The sequence below is a fragment of the Methanobacterium sp. genome (genome assembly GCA_012838205.1).
In the GTDB taxonomy this organism is placed as follows: Archaea; Methanobacteriota; Methanobacteria; order Methanobacteriales; family Methanobacteriaceae; genus Methanobacterium.
In genome coordinates, this window is the sequence record DUPR01000005.1 from 20600 (window position 1) to 35000 (window position 14401).

17 protein-coding genes are annotated in these 14401 nt (G+C 39.8%); 14 read left to right on the plus strand and 3 right to left on the minus strand.

From position 1 onward, the window contains the following. Nucleotides 1-5 precede the first annotated feature (5 nt). The 14 genes from mcrA to GXZ72_00800 all read left to right on the plus strand — a co-directional run bounded on the left by mcrA (nucleotide 6) and on the right by GXZ72_00800 (nucleotide 11188). On the plus strand, nucleotides 6-1661 hold the full coding sequence (gene mcrA / locus GXZ72_00735) for a coenzyme-B sulfoethylthiotransferase subunit alpha (protein HHT18079.1): 1656 nt from the start codon (nucleotides 6-8) through the stop codon (nucleotides 1659-1661). A gap of 55 nt (nucleotides 1662-1716) precedes the next feature. Beyond that, the gene (gene mtrE / locus GXZ72_00740; GenBank protein ID HHT18080.1) at nucleotides 1717-2601 is read left to right on the plus strand and encodes a tetrahydromethanopterin S-methyltransferase subunit E; all 885 of its coding nucleotides are present in this window, start codon (nucleotides 1717-1719) and stop codon (nucleotides 2599-2601) included. Between the two features lie 12 nt (nucleotides 2602-2613). Further along, entirely contained in the window at nucleotides 2614-3345 is a 732-nt protein-coding gene (gene mtrD, locus GXZ72_00745) for a tetrahydromethanopterin S-methyltransferase subunit D (protein HHT18081.1), read from the plus strand. Continuing rightward, complete coding sequence (gene mtrC, locus GXZ72_00750; GenBank protein HHT18082.1) at nucleotides 3345-4151, plus strand: tetrahydromethanopterin S-methyltransferase subunit C; 807 nt, start codon at nucleotides 3345-3347, stop codon at nucleotides 4149-4151. Before mtrD ends, mtrC begins: the two co-directional genes overlap by 1 nt. 11 nt (nucleotides 4152-4162) lie before the next feature. Continuing rightward, on the plus strand, nucleotides 4163-4462 hold the full coding sequence (gene mtrB / locus GXZ72_00755; protein HHT18083.1) for a tetrahydromethanopterin S-methyltransferase subunit B: 300 nt from the start codon (nucleotides 4163-4165) through the stop codon (nucleotides 4460-4462). Between the two features lie 12 nt (nucleotides 4463-4474). Continuing rightward, complete coding sequence (gene mtrA / locus GXZ72_00760) at nucleotides 4475-5206, plus strand: tetrahydromethanopterin S-methyltransferase subunit A (GenBank protein HHT18084.1); 732 nt, start codon at nucleotides 4475-4477, stop codon at nucleotides 5204-5206. Continuing rightward, nucleotides 5207-5416 carry a tetrahydromethanopterin S-methyltransferase subunit F gene (mtrF, locus tag GXZ72_00765; protein HHT18085.1) on the plus strand — a complete coding sequence of 70 codons (210 nt, stop codon included), beginning with the start codon at nucleotides 5207-5209 and terminating at the stop codon, nucleotides 5414-5416. 4 nt (nucleotides 5417-5420) lie between these two features. Next, entirely contained in the window at nucleotides 5421-5675 is a 255-nt protein-coding gene (mtrG, locus tag GXZ72_00770; GenBank protein ID HHT18086.1) for a tetrahydromethanopterin S-methyltransferase subunit G, read from the plus strand. 17 nt (nucleotides 5676-5692) lie between these two features. After that, nucleotides 5693-6625 carry a tetrahydromethanopterin S-methyltransferase subunit H gene (mtrH, locus tag GXZ72_00775; protein HHT18087.1) on the plus strand — a complete coding sequence of 311 codons (933 nt, stop codon included), beginning with the start codon at nucleotides 5693-5695 and terminating at the stop codon, nucleotides 6623-6625. Nucleotides 6626-6834: 209 nt separating this feature from the next. After that, nucleotides 6835-7842, plus strand: coding sequence for a calcium/sodium antiporter (locus tag GXZ72_00780; protein ID HHT18088.1), 1008 nt, complete (start codon nucleotides 6835-6837; stop codon nucleotides 7840-7842). A gap of 10 nt (nucleotides 7843-7852) precedes the next feature. Then, complete coding sequence (locus GXZ72_00785; protein HHT18089.1) at nucleotides 7853-8287, plus strand: universal stress protein; 435 nt, start codon at nucleotides 7853-7855, stop codon at nucleotides 8285-8287. A 169-nt stretch (nucleotides 8288-8456) separates the two neighbouring features. Next, nucleotides 8457-9929: a methanogenesis marker 14 protein gene (locus GXZ72_00790; GenBank protein HHT18090.1), complete on the plus strand. Its 1473-nt coding sequence runs from the start codon at nucleotides 8457-8459 to the stop codon at nucleotides 9927-9929. Nucleotides 9930-10296: 367 nt separating this feature from the next. Next, nucleotides 10297-10908: an NTP transferase domain-containing protein gene (locus tag GXZ72_00795; protein HHT18091.1), complete on the plus strand. Its 612-nt coding sequence runs from the start codon at nucleotides 10297-10299 to the stop codon at nucleotides 10906-10908. 4 nt (nucleotides 10909-10912) lie between these two features. Then, nucleotides 10913-11188 (plus strand): photosystem reaction center subunit H, encoded by a 276-nt coding sequence (locus GXZ72_00800; GenBank protein HHT18092.1) that lies wholly within the window; start codon nucleotides 10913-10915, stop codon nucleotides 11186-11188. Between the two features lie 159 nt (nucleotides 11189-11347). Here GXZ72_00800 and fae read toward each other — a convergent pair whose 3' ends face one another. The 3 genes from fae to sufC form a co-directional block, all read right to left on the minus strand. After that, nucleotides 11348-11842, minus strand: coding sequence for a formaldehyde-activating enzyme (gene fae / locus GXZ72_00805; protein ID HHT18093.1), 495 nt, complete (start codon nucleotides 11840-11842; stop codon nucleotides 11348-11350). A gap of 144 nt (nucleotides 11843-11986) precedes the next feature. Continuing rightward, nucleotides 11987-13207, minus strand: a complete 1221-nt coding sequence (locus GXZ72_00810) for a SufD family Fe-S cluster assembly protein (GenBank protein ID HHT18094.1) — start codon at nucleotides 13205-13207, stop codon at nucleotides 11987-11989. Next, nucleotides 13189-13947: a Fe-S cluster assembly ATPase SufC gene (gene sufC / locus GXZ72_00815; GenBank protein HHT18095.1), complete on the minus strand. Its 759-nt coding sequence runs from the start codon at nucleotides 13945-13947 to the stop codon at nucleotides 13189-13191. Before sufC ends, GXZ72_00810 begins: the two co-directional genes overlap by 19 nt. Between the last annotated feature and the right edge of the window lie 454 nt (nucleotides 13948-14401).

Consider the following 14401-nt stretch of genomic DNA (forward strand, 5'->3'; position numbering starts at 1 on the left):
GAAAAATGGCTGACAAATTGTTTATAAGAGCATTAAAAGAAAAGTTCGAGGAAGCCCCTGACGAAAAATCCACCAGTTTTTACAAATTTGGCGGATGGAAACAATCCGAAAGGAAAAGGGAATTCGTTGAAGCTGGTAAAGAAGTAGCAGCAAAACGTGGAATTCCTCAATATGACCCTGATGTGGGTACACCTCTAGGACAAAGGGTTTTAATGCCCTACCAAGTTTCTACAACTGACACATTTGTAGAAGGTGACGACCTTCACTTCGTAAACAACGCTGCAATGCAGCAGTTCTGGGATGATATCCGAAGAACTGTTATTGTGGGATTAAACACAGCACACAACGTTATCGAAAAAAGGTTAGGTAAAGAAGTTACCCCAGAAACCATCACTCACTACTTGGAAACAGTGAACCACGCAATGCCTGGTGCTGCTGTTGTCCAAGAACACATGGTGGAAACCCACCCTATGTTAACTGCTGACAGTTACGTGAAAGTGTTCACTGGAAACGACGAAATTGCTGATGAAATAGACCAAAGATACGTCCTGGACATCAACAAAGAGTTCCCAGACCACCAAGCTGACGTCCTCAAAGCAGAAGTGGGAGATGGAATGTGGACTGTGGTGCGAATACCAACTATTGTATCCCGAACATGTGATGGTGGTACCACCTCACGATGGTCTGCAATGCAAGTAGGTATGTCCATGATTTCTGCATACAAACAAGCTGCTGGTGAAGCCGCAACTGGTGACTTTGCATACGCAGCTAAACACGCAGAAGTTATCCACATGGGTACATATCTGCCTGTGCGAAGGGCTCGTGGGGAAAACGAACCCGGAGGAATTGCCTTCGGTTTCCTGGCTGATATCTGTCAATCCTCACGTGTAAACTGGGAAGACCCAGTCCGAGTAGCATTGGACGTAGTAGCCTCAGGAGCTATGTTATACGACCAGATCTGGCTAGGATCTTACATGTCTGGTGGTGTTGGATTCACCCAATACGCTACAGCTGCATACACTGACAACATCCTCGACGACTACACTTACTACGGTAAAGAATACGTTGAAGACAAATTTGGCGGATTATGCGAAGCACCAAACAACATGGATACTGTTCTGGATGTAGCATCCGAAGTAACCTTCTACGGTTTAGAACAGTACGAAGAATTCCCAGCACTACTTGAAGACCAGTTCGGTGGATCACAGAGAGCAGCCATCTGTGCTGCAGCATCTGGTTGTTCCACAGGATTTGCTACTGGAAACGCTCAGACTGCTCTAAGTGGATGGTACCTATCAATGTACCTGCACAAAGAACAGCACAGCCGACTTGGGTTCTATGGTTACGACCTGCAGGACCAGTGTGGAGCATCCAACGTATTCTCCATCCGTGGAGACGAAGGATTACCACTGGAACTACGTGGAGCTAACTACCCCAACTACGCCATGAACGTGGGTCACCAGGGCGAATACGCTGGTCTCTCTCAGGCTGCTCACGCTGCCCGTGGAGACGCTTTCGTTTTAAACCCACTGGTCAAAATCGCCTTTGCTGACGAAAACCTAGCATTCGACTTTAAAGATGTTAGAGCAGAGTTTGCTAAAGGTGCATTAAGAGAATTCGAACCAGCCGGAGAAAGAGCTCTAATTACCCCAGCCAAATAAATAGGTGTTACCACACCTATTTTTTTTATTTATTTAAAAAAAAGGAGGATAAAATATGGACCCTACGAGTATGATAACAGGATTAGGCATTGTTGCTCTCATGGGCGCTGCCGCAACCATTGCTGGTGCCGCAGAGGACTTAGAGTCTGATGTAGGATCACAAAGTAACCCTAACTCTCAAGTGCAACTGGCACCTCAAATGGGTAACCTTCACCGGATGGTGAACAAAGCAGTTTCAGGTGAACCTGTAGCATTCGGTACATGGGCAGGAATAGCCGGTTCTGTAGCTTTTGTTCTTATGGGATTGATTGGACAACCAATCGTGTCAATAGCTGCCGGTGCAGCCATAGCAGCATTGGTGCACACGGTATATGCCACAACATCTCACTTAGGAAGGATTGTCAGTCAATCACAGTTTAATCAACCATTATTCTTAGATGTTGTTACCCAACACTTAGGACCCATAGCTGGTCATGGATTTATAGTATCTTTCTGTATTGTAGGATTATCATACCTAATGACATTAAATTTACCAGGATTCGCCCACCCATTTGCACTGCCATTTTTAGCAGTTTTATGGGGAATAACCATAGGTGCCATAGGTTCATCAACTGGAGACGTTCACTATGGTGCTGAAAGGGAATATCAACATTACCCATTTGGTGGAGGTATCCCAGTGGCTATTCACGGTGATATTACCAGAAAAGCAGAACTTGGTGCCAGAAACTCAATAGACGTAGTTTACTTCTGTGCCAAGTTTGGTGGACCTGTAACAGGTTTATGCTTTGGATTAATTGTGTTCCTCAGCTTCTGGACGACTATAGTCTTCGGAGCTACTGGAGGAGTCATTGCTGGTATAGTGATAGTCTTACTGTTAATATACATCAACAACCGAATCGAAGTATTTGCCAGAAACAAATACGGACCATACAAGGAGTAAGGAGGTTTTATGATGGACCCATTATTAATGATAGGCGCTGTAACAGTTGCAGGTGTCCTCATTGGTGGAGGTGTACACTTTTTACCAGTGGGCGGTGCTCCAGCAGCTATAGCAACAGCAACAGGTGTGGGAACAGGTACCGCAATGTTAGCAGCAGGTTCTGCTATGACTGGACTAATCACAGCCGCAGCCATGACTGGATCTCCACTATGGTTGATTCTGGCCGCAGGAGCTGTTGGTTCAATGCTCATGATCGGTATCACCATGCTGGTTGGTAACTGGGTATATGTGTGGGGTGTAGGAACTGTACCCGCATCAGCAAAAGTAGAAACTGACCCATTAACCAAATACAATCAAGAAAAATATGTAACCCCTGGAACTGAAGGACACGGAATACCCACTGTGTGTTATGTAAGCGGAATAATCGGCGGACTTTTAGGTGGGATCGGCGGTGGCCTAGCATACTGGGCAATGTACGAATCATTAATTGGCATAACATCCTTTGCCACTCCTTTGAAGTATGCAGGAGTTGAATTAGTTCCTGCTGCAATGGTTGCAGGAATATTTGCATTAGGACTGTTCTTTGTCAATGCTGTAATCGCTTCCTACAATATAGGAGGAACCATAGAAGGTTTCCATGACCCTAAGTTTAAGAGAATTCCTAAAGGTGCCTTGGCTTGTCTCATCGCATCCTTGGTAACCGGAATTATTGGGGTGTTAATTATCAAAGGAGGTGCTTTCTAATGTCAGTAGCAGCAGGAGGAGGTAGTGAATCCGCAGTAGACCCTAAAATAACCATTGGTATTGGAATTATCGGTGGGTTAATCGGAGTATATTTAACACCATTTCACTCTGTTTTAGGACCTCTCTTAGCATCATTAGGAGCTGTCTGTGCCATAATTTGGGGTGCTGACGCCATAGCAAGAGTAGCCAGCTACGGTTTAGGTACCGGGGTACCCTCCATCGGATACATGTCCGTTGCAGTGGGAGTTATAGGTGTCTTATCCGGTCTAGCAGGTGGAGTAATGCTGGGTAATATTTACTTAGGACCTATTCTAGGAGTTATTCTATCTGCAATTATAGGCGCAGTAATTGCCATACTTGGTAAAAAAATAGTTGGAATGAAAATACCAGTCCTGTTAACAGGTACTATGGAACTCACCGCTGCATCTGCAATATCTATCCTTGGATTTTCAGCAGCCATTGCCGGAGGTATAGGCATGGCAGCTATAGTAAGCTCGGTAGTAGCAACTGGTTTCATTGCACTGCTCTTTATCATGAATACCATGGCTATTCAACACCCATTCAACGCTTGTTTAGGACCACAAGAAAACAGGGTAAGAACTCTAAAATTGGCTGCATCCACAGGTTTCATTTCTATGGCTGTAGTGGGCATATTAGGGGGATTATTCACTGCTAAAGGGGCAGTTATTGCCATTATTGGTGCTATAGCATGGTTTATAACCATAAAAATGTTCTTAGAAGCATCCAAAGAAGAAGCAGCATCTGTGGCATGGTCCGGAATGTGGCCTAAAGAGGAGGAACTCTAGGAGGAATAAAAATGGAAATGTTACCATTAGTACAAGTAGTTCCTGAAATGAATCTAACCATTGACCCCAGTTCTGGTATGGTCGGTGCAGCTGTCGGCGGTGCCGTAATCGTATCCATGGACGGAGTTAACGAACAATTAAATGAATTAGAGGTTGCAGTAGAAGACTTATACACAGCCCTAGATCCAACTACCGTGTCTGCAGGATCTTATCCTGGAAGGGAAGGAGCCTACCTCATGGCAGGTACACTAACCAACATAGTTTATGGATTTATCTTAGGGCTTGTGCTACTGATAGCCCTATTGTTATAGGAGGTGTTAAAGTTGGCTGAAAAGAAATCACCAGCAGAAGGATGGCCTGTAATTAACGGGGACTACGAAGTAGGAGATCCAGAAAGTCCTGTTGCAGCCACTACCTTGGCTTCTCACATTGAAAGTATCCCAGTAGATGCTGGAGCAGCTATTGCTGGACCTTGCAAAACTGAGAACCTAGGAATAGAGAAGATGCTCGCAAACCTCATCTCAAATCCCAACATACGCTTCCTGATCCTAACTGGATCAGAGGTGCAAGGACACATCACTGGTCAGAGTATAGAAGCTCTCCACGCCAATGGTGTTGACCCTGAAAAAAGGAAAATAATAGATGCAACTGGAGCTATTCCTTTCATAGAAAACATACCTGACGAAGGAATTGAAAGATTCCAACAGCAAATGGAAATTGTAAGCATAATTGACGTAGAAGACGCCGCTACCATACAGTCCAAGGTCAAAGAATGCATAGACAAAGATCCAGGAGCTTTCGAAGAAGAAGCAATGGTTATAGAAGTGGAAGAAGGCGGTGGCGAAGAAGAAGAAGGTGAAGAAATACCACCAGTCGCCCCTGAAACAGCCCTTATTGAGGCAAGAATGCGCAACATCCAGACCCAAGTTAAATCTATTGGTGGTCTTAATCGGATGGCTGCAGGAATGTATTCTGGAAAAGTACAGGGTATAATGATAGGTTTAGTCTTCATCCTAACCTTTGGAACCTTACTGCTCTTAGGGGGTTTATATTAAATGTTAATATCAAACAAACCTAATATTCGAGGCATTAGAAAAGTAGCAGCAGATGTAAAATACCGAACCCAACTAATTGGAAGGGATCAGAGACTGTTCTCAGGACTCATAGCCACTAGAATATACGGTATGGCATTGGGATTCTTACTGGCAGTTTTATTAGTCGGCCTTCCATATGTATGGGTATTATTGACCATTAAGGGGGCTTAATAACATGTCTGATGAAGAAAAAAATGTCATACCTCATGTTTTAGTCCCTGCTGAAGAATTCAACAAGGCTAATGAAAGATTAGACGAAATGGATGAGAAGGTTGAATTCACTTGGGGTGAAATCAATCAGAGAGTTGGTCAACAAGTGGGTAGAGATATTGGTATTTTATACGGAATCATAATAGGATTAATAATCCTGTTTGTGGTATTCAATGTAGTGAAAGTAGGAGCAATCCTTTCCATCTTTGGAGGAGTCTAATTCAAGGAGGTTTACTTATGATAAGGTTTGACAAAGAACAAGTGGTTTTAGATGTAGCTGGTGTCAACGTGGGTGGACAACCAGGAGAATACCCCACAGTTTTAGCTGGAACCATATTTTATGGTGGACACAGCATTATTGAAGATGAAAAAGCAGGAGTTTTTGACAAAGACAAAGCAGAAGCCCTGATAAAGACCATGGAAGAAATGTCTGATGTCACCGGAAACCCATGTATAGTCCAGACCTTCGGTGCAACTGCCGATGCAATGGTCAAATACTTGGAATTTGTTGGTGAAGTATGTGACGCACCGTTCATGATTGATTCAACATCAGCCGACGCTAAAGTTGCTGGTGCGAAATTCGCCCAAGAAGCAGGTCTGGCTGAAAGAGCAATCTACAACTCAATAAACATGGCTTCTGAAGCCGATGAACTTCAAGCTGTTGCAGACACTGATATATCTGCATCCATAGTTCTCGGATTTAACCCAATGGCACCTGGTGTAGAAGGTAAAATAGATATATGGGAAACTGGCGGAAGTGCCATAGACAAAGGTTTAATGCAAATGGCAGAAGAGTGCGGAATCACCAAACCATTCATGGATGTTGCTATAACTCCATTAGGTCAAGGTGCAGGACCCGCCCTCAGAACCTCATACGCTGTTAAAAGTAAATGGGGACTACCTGTGGGAAGTGGTATCCACAACGTGCCATCTGCATGGGACTGGCTACGCGGATACAAAAAAGATCATCCAGAAGCATGGCCTGTTTGTGACGTAGGATCCAACCTAATCCAACAAGCTGTTGGAGGAGACTTTGTACTATTCGGTCCTATAGAAAACTCAAAAATGGCCTTCCCTGCTTGTGGAATGGCTGATATCTTCATGGCTGAAGCAGCTAAAGACATCGGAACTGAACCAATAGAAGAACACCCCTTCTTCAAACTGTTATAGGCGCAAAGCCTATACAACCTATTTTTTTTTATTAAGGGAATTTCAATAGTTTTTGAACTTATTTTATAAATGAATTTTTTTGAGGCTTTATAATTATTTGGATATCTTTTTATATTTGCAAATAATAAACAAAGATGTTTAATTAGCATGCTAGGAATAATGTCCAAATTACAAATCTCATAATAGGCAACACACTTCTGGTGATTAATTTGTTGGAAATAATAGTACTCATAGCTGTATTGGTAGTTTCATTGATCATGGTCATTAAATCAGCCGATTTATTTGTGGATAATTTGGTTGAAATTGGGGGAGCTTTGGGTATTTCTGAAATAATACTAGGAGTAACTGCTTCTGCAATTGGAACCTCACTTCCCGAGTTTGGATCAGCTTTAATTGCTTCATTATCTGGTAATACTGATATTGGGGTCGGTTGCGTAATTGGTTCAAATATTTGGAACATAGCCGGGATTTTAGGAATTTCAGCAACAGTAGCAGGAGTTATTGGAACAAATAAAGAAGGATTAAATCGTGATTGGCTGATGACATTAGGCACTGGCTTAATTCTCATATTTTTCATGTTATTTGGTGATATTAACTGGATAGCAGCTTTAGTAATGATTTTTGCATATTGTATTTATTTATGGCTTTTAATTAAAGCCCAAAGAAAACATGGTAAAAACAATTCTAATAATGATTCCGATTCTAATAATGATCTAACAATAGAAAATCATGAAAACAACAAAAAGAACAAAAAAAGTGCTATAAATAAAAAATCAATTTTATATATTGTTTTAGGGCTTGCAGGCCTTATAATCGGGTGCAGATTACTGGTTTATAGTGGTGTAGAACTGGCCCACATAGCAGGAATACCAGAGATGATTATGGGGCTGTTTACCTTAGCCATTGGAACCAGCATACCTGAACTGGTAGTTACATTATCTTCAGCAATGAAAGGATTGCATGATCTTTCCATAGGTACCGTTCTGGGTAGTAACACGTTTAATATTCTAATTGGAATAGGAGTTCCTGCTCTCATACTATCTGTACCCGTGGAACCACTATCTTTAACTTTGGATGCGCCAGTGATGATTGGAGTGACTGTTCTTTTAATGGTACTTATTAAGGCTGGTGGAATGAAAATTAATAGGGCGGCAGGGATAATATTAATGATAACATACATCTTGTATGCCATAGTCAGGATATTTATAATTGGTTAGGTGATGGAAAATGTATAAAAAGATTTTAGTTGCTACCATGGGCGAATACATGGACGACCTTATTGAAAACACATTAAATATTTTAAGTGACAAAGATGCTGAAGTAATATTTATTTATGTGGTTGAAACCTCCGTCCCCTTTTTAACCCCTAAAAAAGTAAAAGAAATGATGATTTCTGAACTGAGAAAGAGAGGGGAAGAAATACTTCATGACATGGAAACGATATTTAAAAGATCACAAGATTCAGGAATAAAATTCAAGACAGTAATGACTGAAGGTAACCCTGCAGTCGAAATTGTCAAAACTGCTGCTGATGAAAATGTAGATGTGATAGTAATGGGCACAGGAAAAAGCATAGTAGATAAACATTTATTAGGGAGCGTATCTGAAAAAGTAGTTCACTCTGCTCCATGCACCATACTCCTAGTTCGGACTATAAATTAGAATACACTCTTTTTTTAACATTTTTTTCCTTAAATTACATATTAAAATCTTGTTTGTTCTTACTCGTGAATTTAATTTCACAAGATTTATAACTATTTTAGATAAAACCTATTTTATAAAGTTATAAAACTAATAATTTAAGATTCATGTCAATTCGGAGGGGATTTTTCTGTCATTTTTAAAGAAAATGTTAGGTTTGGGTCCTAAACCTGTTATGGCCAAGAGTAGATACATAACAATTGAAGATGCCAAAATGGCACCATTTACCAAGAAAGCCGTGGGAAGAGGATACGGTGCAAATTTACGCAAGGATGAATATTATATTGTAGCGTCGGTGGAGTTGGGAAACACAACCACCAAGTCCATTCTTACTGCCACCAACCTCAACACCAGCAAGACCTATCTATTGGATAAAACAGTGAAAATGACCCGAGATATAAGACCTCCTAAAACAGGTGAAAAAGTCTTTGGGGAAACTGTTTGGCACGTGGAACTAACTAAAGAATCAGTTTCGGAATTAGTGAAGGACACTATACTAGAATCTGTAAAACGATCCAGGATTAACATTGAAGATGATCTAGACTTTGTAGTTCGCTCAACAGGAGTTACAGCAGGTTTTGCTTCACCAAAAGAGGTGGGTGAACTCATCATTGCCCTTGCAGATGGTTGTTTAGATGCAGGGATACCGCCAAGTAAAATGTCTCCATCCATTTCCAAGGAAAGCTTACCCAAAAAATTACGAGAATTCACTCTACTAGACAAGGTAATGTTTGATGGAGCAGTGGTAAGTGTAGTGCCTCCCACTGGAAGAGCCGTTGTAGCTAATGAAATGGAAGGAGAACTAGTTACAGGAGGTATTAAGGCAGGTGCAAAATGGACTGATATTGATTACCGAAACCCATGTGTTTCAATGGACTTTGGAACTACGCTGGCTGGTAGAATCGTTAATAATGACGAACCTTACGCCCGAACCATAGGAAACTTCTGTGGACTGGCTGGAGCAGTGGCTGACTCAATAATCAGAGGCACACAAAAGGTGGATAAAATTGGAGGGGCTGCTCTGGACTTGTATAAGAAGGAAATCCTCAAAAAAGCTGACTGGAAAACTGCAGAAGAGTTTGCCAAACGCGCCCATGAACACGTTGACATACGCAAAGTTCCTGAAGGCAGGGAACGATTCGGAACCGTGCCAGTAGATCCTCAAGCAGCATACGATGCAGGAACCACTCTCATTGGCTGTGACATAGGTAAAGAAGGGGATGAGGTACCTGAACTCACCAAAATAGGTCAAGAAATAATTGAATCAACAGACATGCACACCCTTTTTGCCACCTTGGACCATGTTAGTGCCATGATTGTCAAAAGATTAATTGAAGAAGCTGATGATGAAGGTGTAATTGAAGAAGGATCCATACTAGGAATCACAGGAAGGGCAGGAATCACCGGCCGCAAACCAGAACTGATTTTAGAACATACTAAAGGATACTTTGAAGATGTCCTATTTGTTTCAGATGCTCTGGCCCTGGGTGCAGCAGTGATGGCCCGATGTATGAACTCCATGGGAACACCACTAATACCACTTGGAGGTAGGCAAGGCGGCCCATGTATCTTAGCGCAAAGAATGAAACTTCAAAAGAGATAACAAAGTTCACATGATTATGAACTAATCTGATCATTTATGAGGTAATATAATCACTGAAATTTCCTCATAATGTATCAATTTTATCTTATAATAGCCAATCATTTTTCAAAATTGTTTCATAAATCTAAAGAAGTATATTTTTTTCATCCGAATTGGAGTCACCATAGATAGATTTCCAAAAACATTTCCATTAACAGATAAAATGGGCAGGATTATAAAAATCGAACTCGTAAATTCTGTATTCTCTATAAATCAAATTTTTCCCAGATTAGTATGCATCTTCAGACATTTTTTTAATTATTTTTTTCTGAGAATGTGGCATATGATCAAAAAGATTTAAAAAAACATTATCTGATATCTATATATTATGGTAATAGCCCTGGTAATGGCTGGTGGGAGGGGCACCAGAATGAAGATGGACTCTGAAAAACCCCTTACACTAGTAAGAGGTAAACCCCTTATTCAGTATGTACTGGAAGCATTACGTGATTCTACGCATATAGACAGAATAATAATTGCAACAAGTCCTCACACACCTGAAACTGCAAAGTTTGTTAAAAATATCATATTAAACGGGATTGACGTTAGCGTTCTCATTACTCCGGGTGTAGGCTACATTGAAGACCTTTCTTTTGCACTTTCACAAGATGATTTGGCCAATGAAATAATTCTCACCATCACTTCTGATCTTCCCCTAATCACTGGCATGATCATTGACCAAGTACTGCATGAGTACCAGAAATCACCCAAACCAGCCATGTCTGTAATGGTGCCAGTAGAGATATTCTGTGAACATGGTATCAAGCCCAGTTTGGTGCTGGAAAAAGTGGTTCCCTCTGGATTAAATATATTAAGGGGGAAAGATACAGAACAAGATGAAGAAGTTCTAGTCCTTGGCAAAATAGAACTGGCATTTAATATTAATAGCCCCGAGGACATTATCTCCTTAGAAAAACTGTGGGGAAATTATAGAAGGTGAGGTTATGGTCGAGAAAGAGGAAAGGAAACTCATAAAAGGGGAAGAAAAAGTTTGGAGTGAAATTAAGGGTTATCAAGTTGCTACTAACAATGCCCGAATATTAGGTGAGTTAGAAGAGCTTATAATAAATGATCGCACCGGTAAAATAACTGATGTGGTTATTAAAGTGGATAAAGGAAGAACAGTTGCAGTTAAAGGTTCTAAACAAAAAGGTGACACCTTACTGGTGCCATTCGGCAAAGTTGAAAAGGTGGGCGAATTTATCATAATTTCAGAATAAAATCCCACTACCTTTTTATCAATTAGATGAATGAAAAATTTATCTATCTTGCAATGAAATTATTTGACATATATTAATATCATATTTTTAAATTCACTTTTTTTTGAAAAAAAATAAAAGAAACATAAAAAAGTAATGTTAAATTAAAAAAAGTGGGACTTATTTATAGAAAGGATGTCCTGTTTCGTTCTTTTTTTCGATTATTTCGTCAATGGTTGGTGTTTGGGCAAATGCTCTTTTAATTGCAATTTTTGTGGCTTCATAGTTGTACTGGTAAATTTTATCAGCGTCTTGAGCTTCAGGGTGAATGAAAACACCACATAATATGCAAATGTCTTCTGCATCAGATTTAGGGATTATCCCTTCTTCAACAGATTCTACCACTGCCATAGCCACTGCTTTTTGAGCTGGTCCAAACATTTTCACAGCATCATCCAAATCACGAATGCTAACTTTGGGAATCAGCATAGTAATTGGTTTAGCCACTAAATTAGGAGTTATAACTGCAAATAAAGGAGTATGTCTGTCAACTTGGTTGGCCAAAGCATTGGCAAAGGCTTTACCAACTGCTCCTTCTTTATCTCCAATCAAAAGGTCTATATGGGATACTTCTGCTCCATCTCCAACTAAAGCTTCTCCTGCCAGATACATTATTAACACCTCAATTAATTAAATTATTAAATACATCAATTTCTATGTAATTTATCAAATATGAAGTATTGGATCAGAATAAAAAAAACAATGTGAAAAAATTATAAACTCATAAAAAATAATAGAAATTTGAAGAGAACTGATTTTTTACATTCCTTTCAGACTCTGATCTAGCATGCGTTTGGTTTCTGCAGCAAGTTCAGGTGGTAGACCAGTGATGTCCATGCTTAGGAATCCCCTGACAATCATGGACGCGGCTTCGTCTTCAGTTAATCCTCTACTTGTCAAGTAAAGCACTTCTTCTTCTGAAATTTTACCTACAGCTGCTTCGTGGGACATTTCCAGTTCGGTGGCACTACCTTCAAGTTCTGGCACAGCATAGATCATGGAGTCATCTGATAATACCAGTCCATGGCACTCCAAGTGCCCCTTACATTTTTGAGTCTTGCCTGCTAGGTGTCCTCTGGAATATATTTGGGATTGATCTTTGGAAACTGCTCGGGATATCATTTCTGCACTGGATCCTTTACCTTCCAGAATTACCCTAGAACCTAAATCAAGAATAGAATCTTTTTGACCGCCCATTATAGATTGGAATAACACTTTTGAGTTATCACCTTTACAATAGGCAGTAGGATATGATTGAATGGTCCTAACTGGACTTGTGAGAATATAATTGTTCACGTAGGTGGCGTTTTCATCTAAAATAATTGCAGTTCTGGGACGTACTTCTACTTGTTCACCCCAATTGTGAACCATAGTGTAAGAAATCTTAGCATCCTTTTTTATGTAAAACTCGGAAACACCAATGTGCAATGCAGATGAAACATCTGTTCCAGTAGCGCATCCGGTTATCATGTGTATCTCCGATCCTTCCTCGGCGATTACAATGTTATGGGCCTTTTGAGCTAATCTTTCGTCTCCAATAAACATGCATGCTTGGATGGGGAATACTGTTTTGGCACCAGGTTTTGCTCGGATGAAAAACCCTCCCGGATCGCCCAAAGCAGTTTCAGCAGTATACTTATCGGTGTCAACGGCGATAGCATTCCACATGTAGTCTGAAAGCCAGTCATACTTTTCCAAAGCATCCTTTATATTTAGTATTTCTATGGATTCAGTGTGGGATTGGGCCATTATTCCACTTTGATCCATCATCATGAAAGAACCGCCTCGTTCTTCTGATTTAGGGTCCACACCTACTTGTAATAGGGTGTTTTGATACTTTTTTGGAATTTCTTCCAGGGATTCTACAGATTCATGTTCATCAGGTTCTTCAATTTTAAATTCTTCAATGTCTATGTCTTCCCCAAAGTTAGCTTCCTTTTTCTTTGCTTTTTTGGCTTTTTTCAGTGAATTTTGCAACATTCCACACACCCCTTGAATCCTTCTTTCCTTATATCTTCCATAATCTCGTTTGGATTTCCTGAACAAGCAATTCTTCCATCTAAAAGGACGTGAGCAGTGTCAGCAGCTACAAAATTAAGTATATATCCCAAATGTGTGATTAAAAGTCCTGATTTTTCTCTTAAACCGGGTTTTTTCTTTTTATCCAGTAAATAATTGATTTCTTCAGCCAAAATTTCCACGTTTTCAATATCTACCCCGGAGTCTGGTTCATCAAACATTATAAAATCGGGCTCTTGAGCTAAAAGTTGCAGAATTTCCGAACGTTTAACCTCCCCTCCAGAGAAACCAAGATTCACATCTCTTTCTAGGAACTTTTCATCAAATTTAAGTTTATTTACTACTTTCATCATTTCTGAACTGAGGCCTTTGCCAGTGTCTGATTCACCGTGTTCAATCTTCAACAGATCACCTAGCTTCACGCCCCTAATAGAAGGAGGGTTTTGGAAACTAACTCCGAAACCTCTTCTAACTCTTTCTGTGGTTGAAAGGTTGGTAATATCTTCTCCTTTAAATATTATTTCGCCTCTGGTTACATTGTACTTGGGAAACCCAAGCAGAGTCATAAAAAGTGTGCTTTTCCCAGACCCGTTAGGTCCTAAGAGTACATGAGTTTCTCCTTTATCTATATAGAGATCTACATCAGTCAGAATTTCTCTTCCACTTACTTCTACTGCCAGATCAGTTATTTCCAGTAGCAGTTTAATCACCGCCATTTATTGTTTGTTATTTAATATTTAAGATACACAACAAAACTATATGAGATTCTTCATTTATATTGATTTTTTTTTTATTTAATCATTTAGGGGAAGTTGTTTGCAAACAAGAATTATGCAATTTAAATGTTCATTTAAATTTGTATTTAGGATATTAATAATAGTTTAAAGGATATCATTGTCTTTATAAATATATTTCATTTTATATAAGTAATAAAGCAATTTGATAATTTTTTATATAAATTAAAAAATAATTCATTGTTTATGTATTCATAGGAGAACAGTATCTTGTTATTGGGTAATAAGGGGGCATTATAATCTATTTTGAAATATCAACTTTGGATTATGATATAAAAAGTTTTCGGAATTGTTTTTCAAGTAACCTTTATAATAACTATGCTCAAATGCATATAATGTACAGTAATATGGTACACCGACA

Excerpts from the sequence above, each read along its gene's own strand:
- mcrA (HHT18079.1), top strand. The coding sequence starts at position 6 with ATGGCTGACAAATTGTTTATAAGAGCATTAAAAGAAAAGTTCGAGGAA.
- mtrE (HHT18080.1), top strand. The coding sequence starts at position 1,717 with ATGGACCCTACGAGTATGATAACAGGATTAGGCATTGTTGCTCTCATG.
- mtrD (HHT18081.1), top strand. The coding sequence starts at position 2,614 with ATGGACCCATTATTAATGATAGGCGCTGTAACAGTTGCAGGTGTCCTC.
- mtrC (HHT18082.1), top strand. The coding sequence starts at position 3,345 with ATGTCAGTAGCAGCAGGAGGAGGTAGTGAATCCGCAGTAGACCCTAAA.
- mtrB (HHT18083.1), top strand. The coding sequence starts at position 4,163 with ATGGAAATGTTACCATTAGTACAAGTAGTTCCTGAAATGAATCTAACC.
- mtrF (HHT18085.1), top strand. The coding sequence starts at position 5,207 with ATGTTAATATCAAACAAACCTAATATTCGAGGCATTAGAAAAGTAGCA.
- mtrG (HHT18086.1), top strand. The coding sequence starts at position 5,421 with ATGTCTGATGAAGAAAAAAATGTCATACCTCATGTTTTAGTCCCTGCT.
- mtrH (HHT18087.1), top strand. The coding sequence starts at position 5,693 with ATGATAAGGTTTGACAAAGAACAAGTGGTTTTAGATGTAGCTGGTGTC.
- GXZ72_00785 (HHT18089.1), top strand. The coding sequence starts at position 7,853 with ATGTATAAAAAGATTTTAGTTGCTACCATGGGCGAATACATGGACGAC.
- GXZ72_00795 (HHT18091.1), top strand. The coding sequence starts at position 10,297 with ATGGTAATAGCCCTGGTAATGGCTGGTGGGAGGGGCACCAGAATGAAG.
- GXZ72_00800 (HHT18092.1), top strand. The coding sequence starts at position 10,913 with ATGGTCGAGAAAGAGGAAAGGAAACTCATAAAAGGGGAAGAAAAAGTT.
- GXZ72_00810 (HHT18094.1), bottom strand. The coding sequence starts at position 13,207 with ATGTTGCAAAATTCACTGAAAAAAGCCAAAAAAGCAAAGAAAAAGGAA.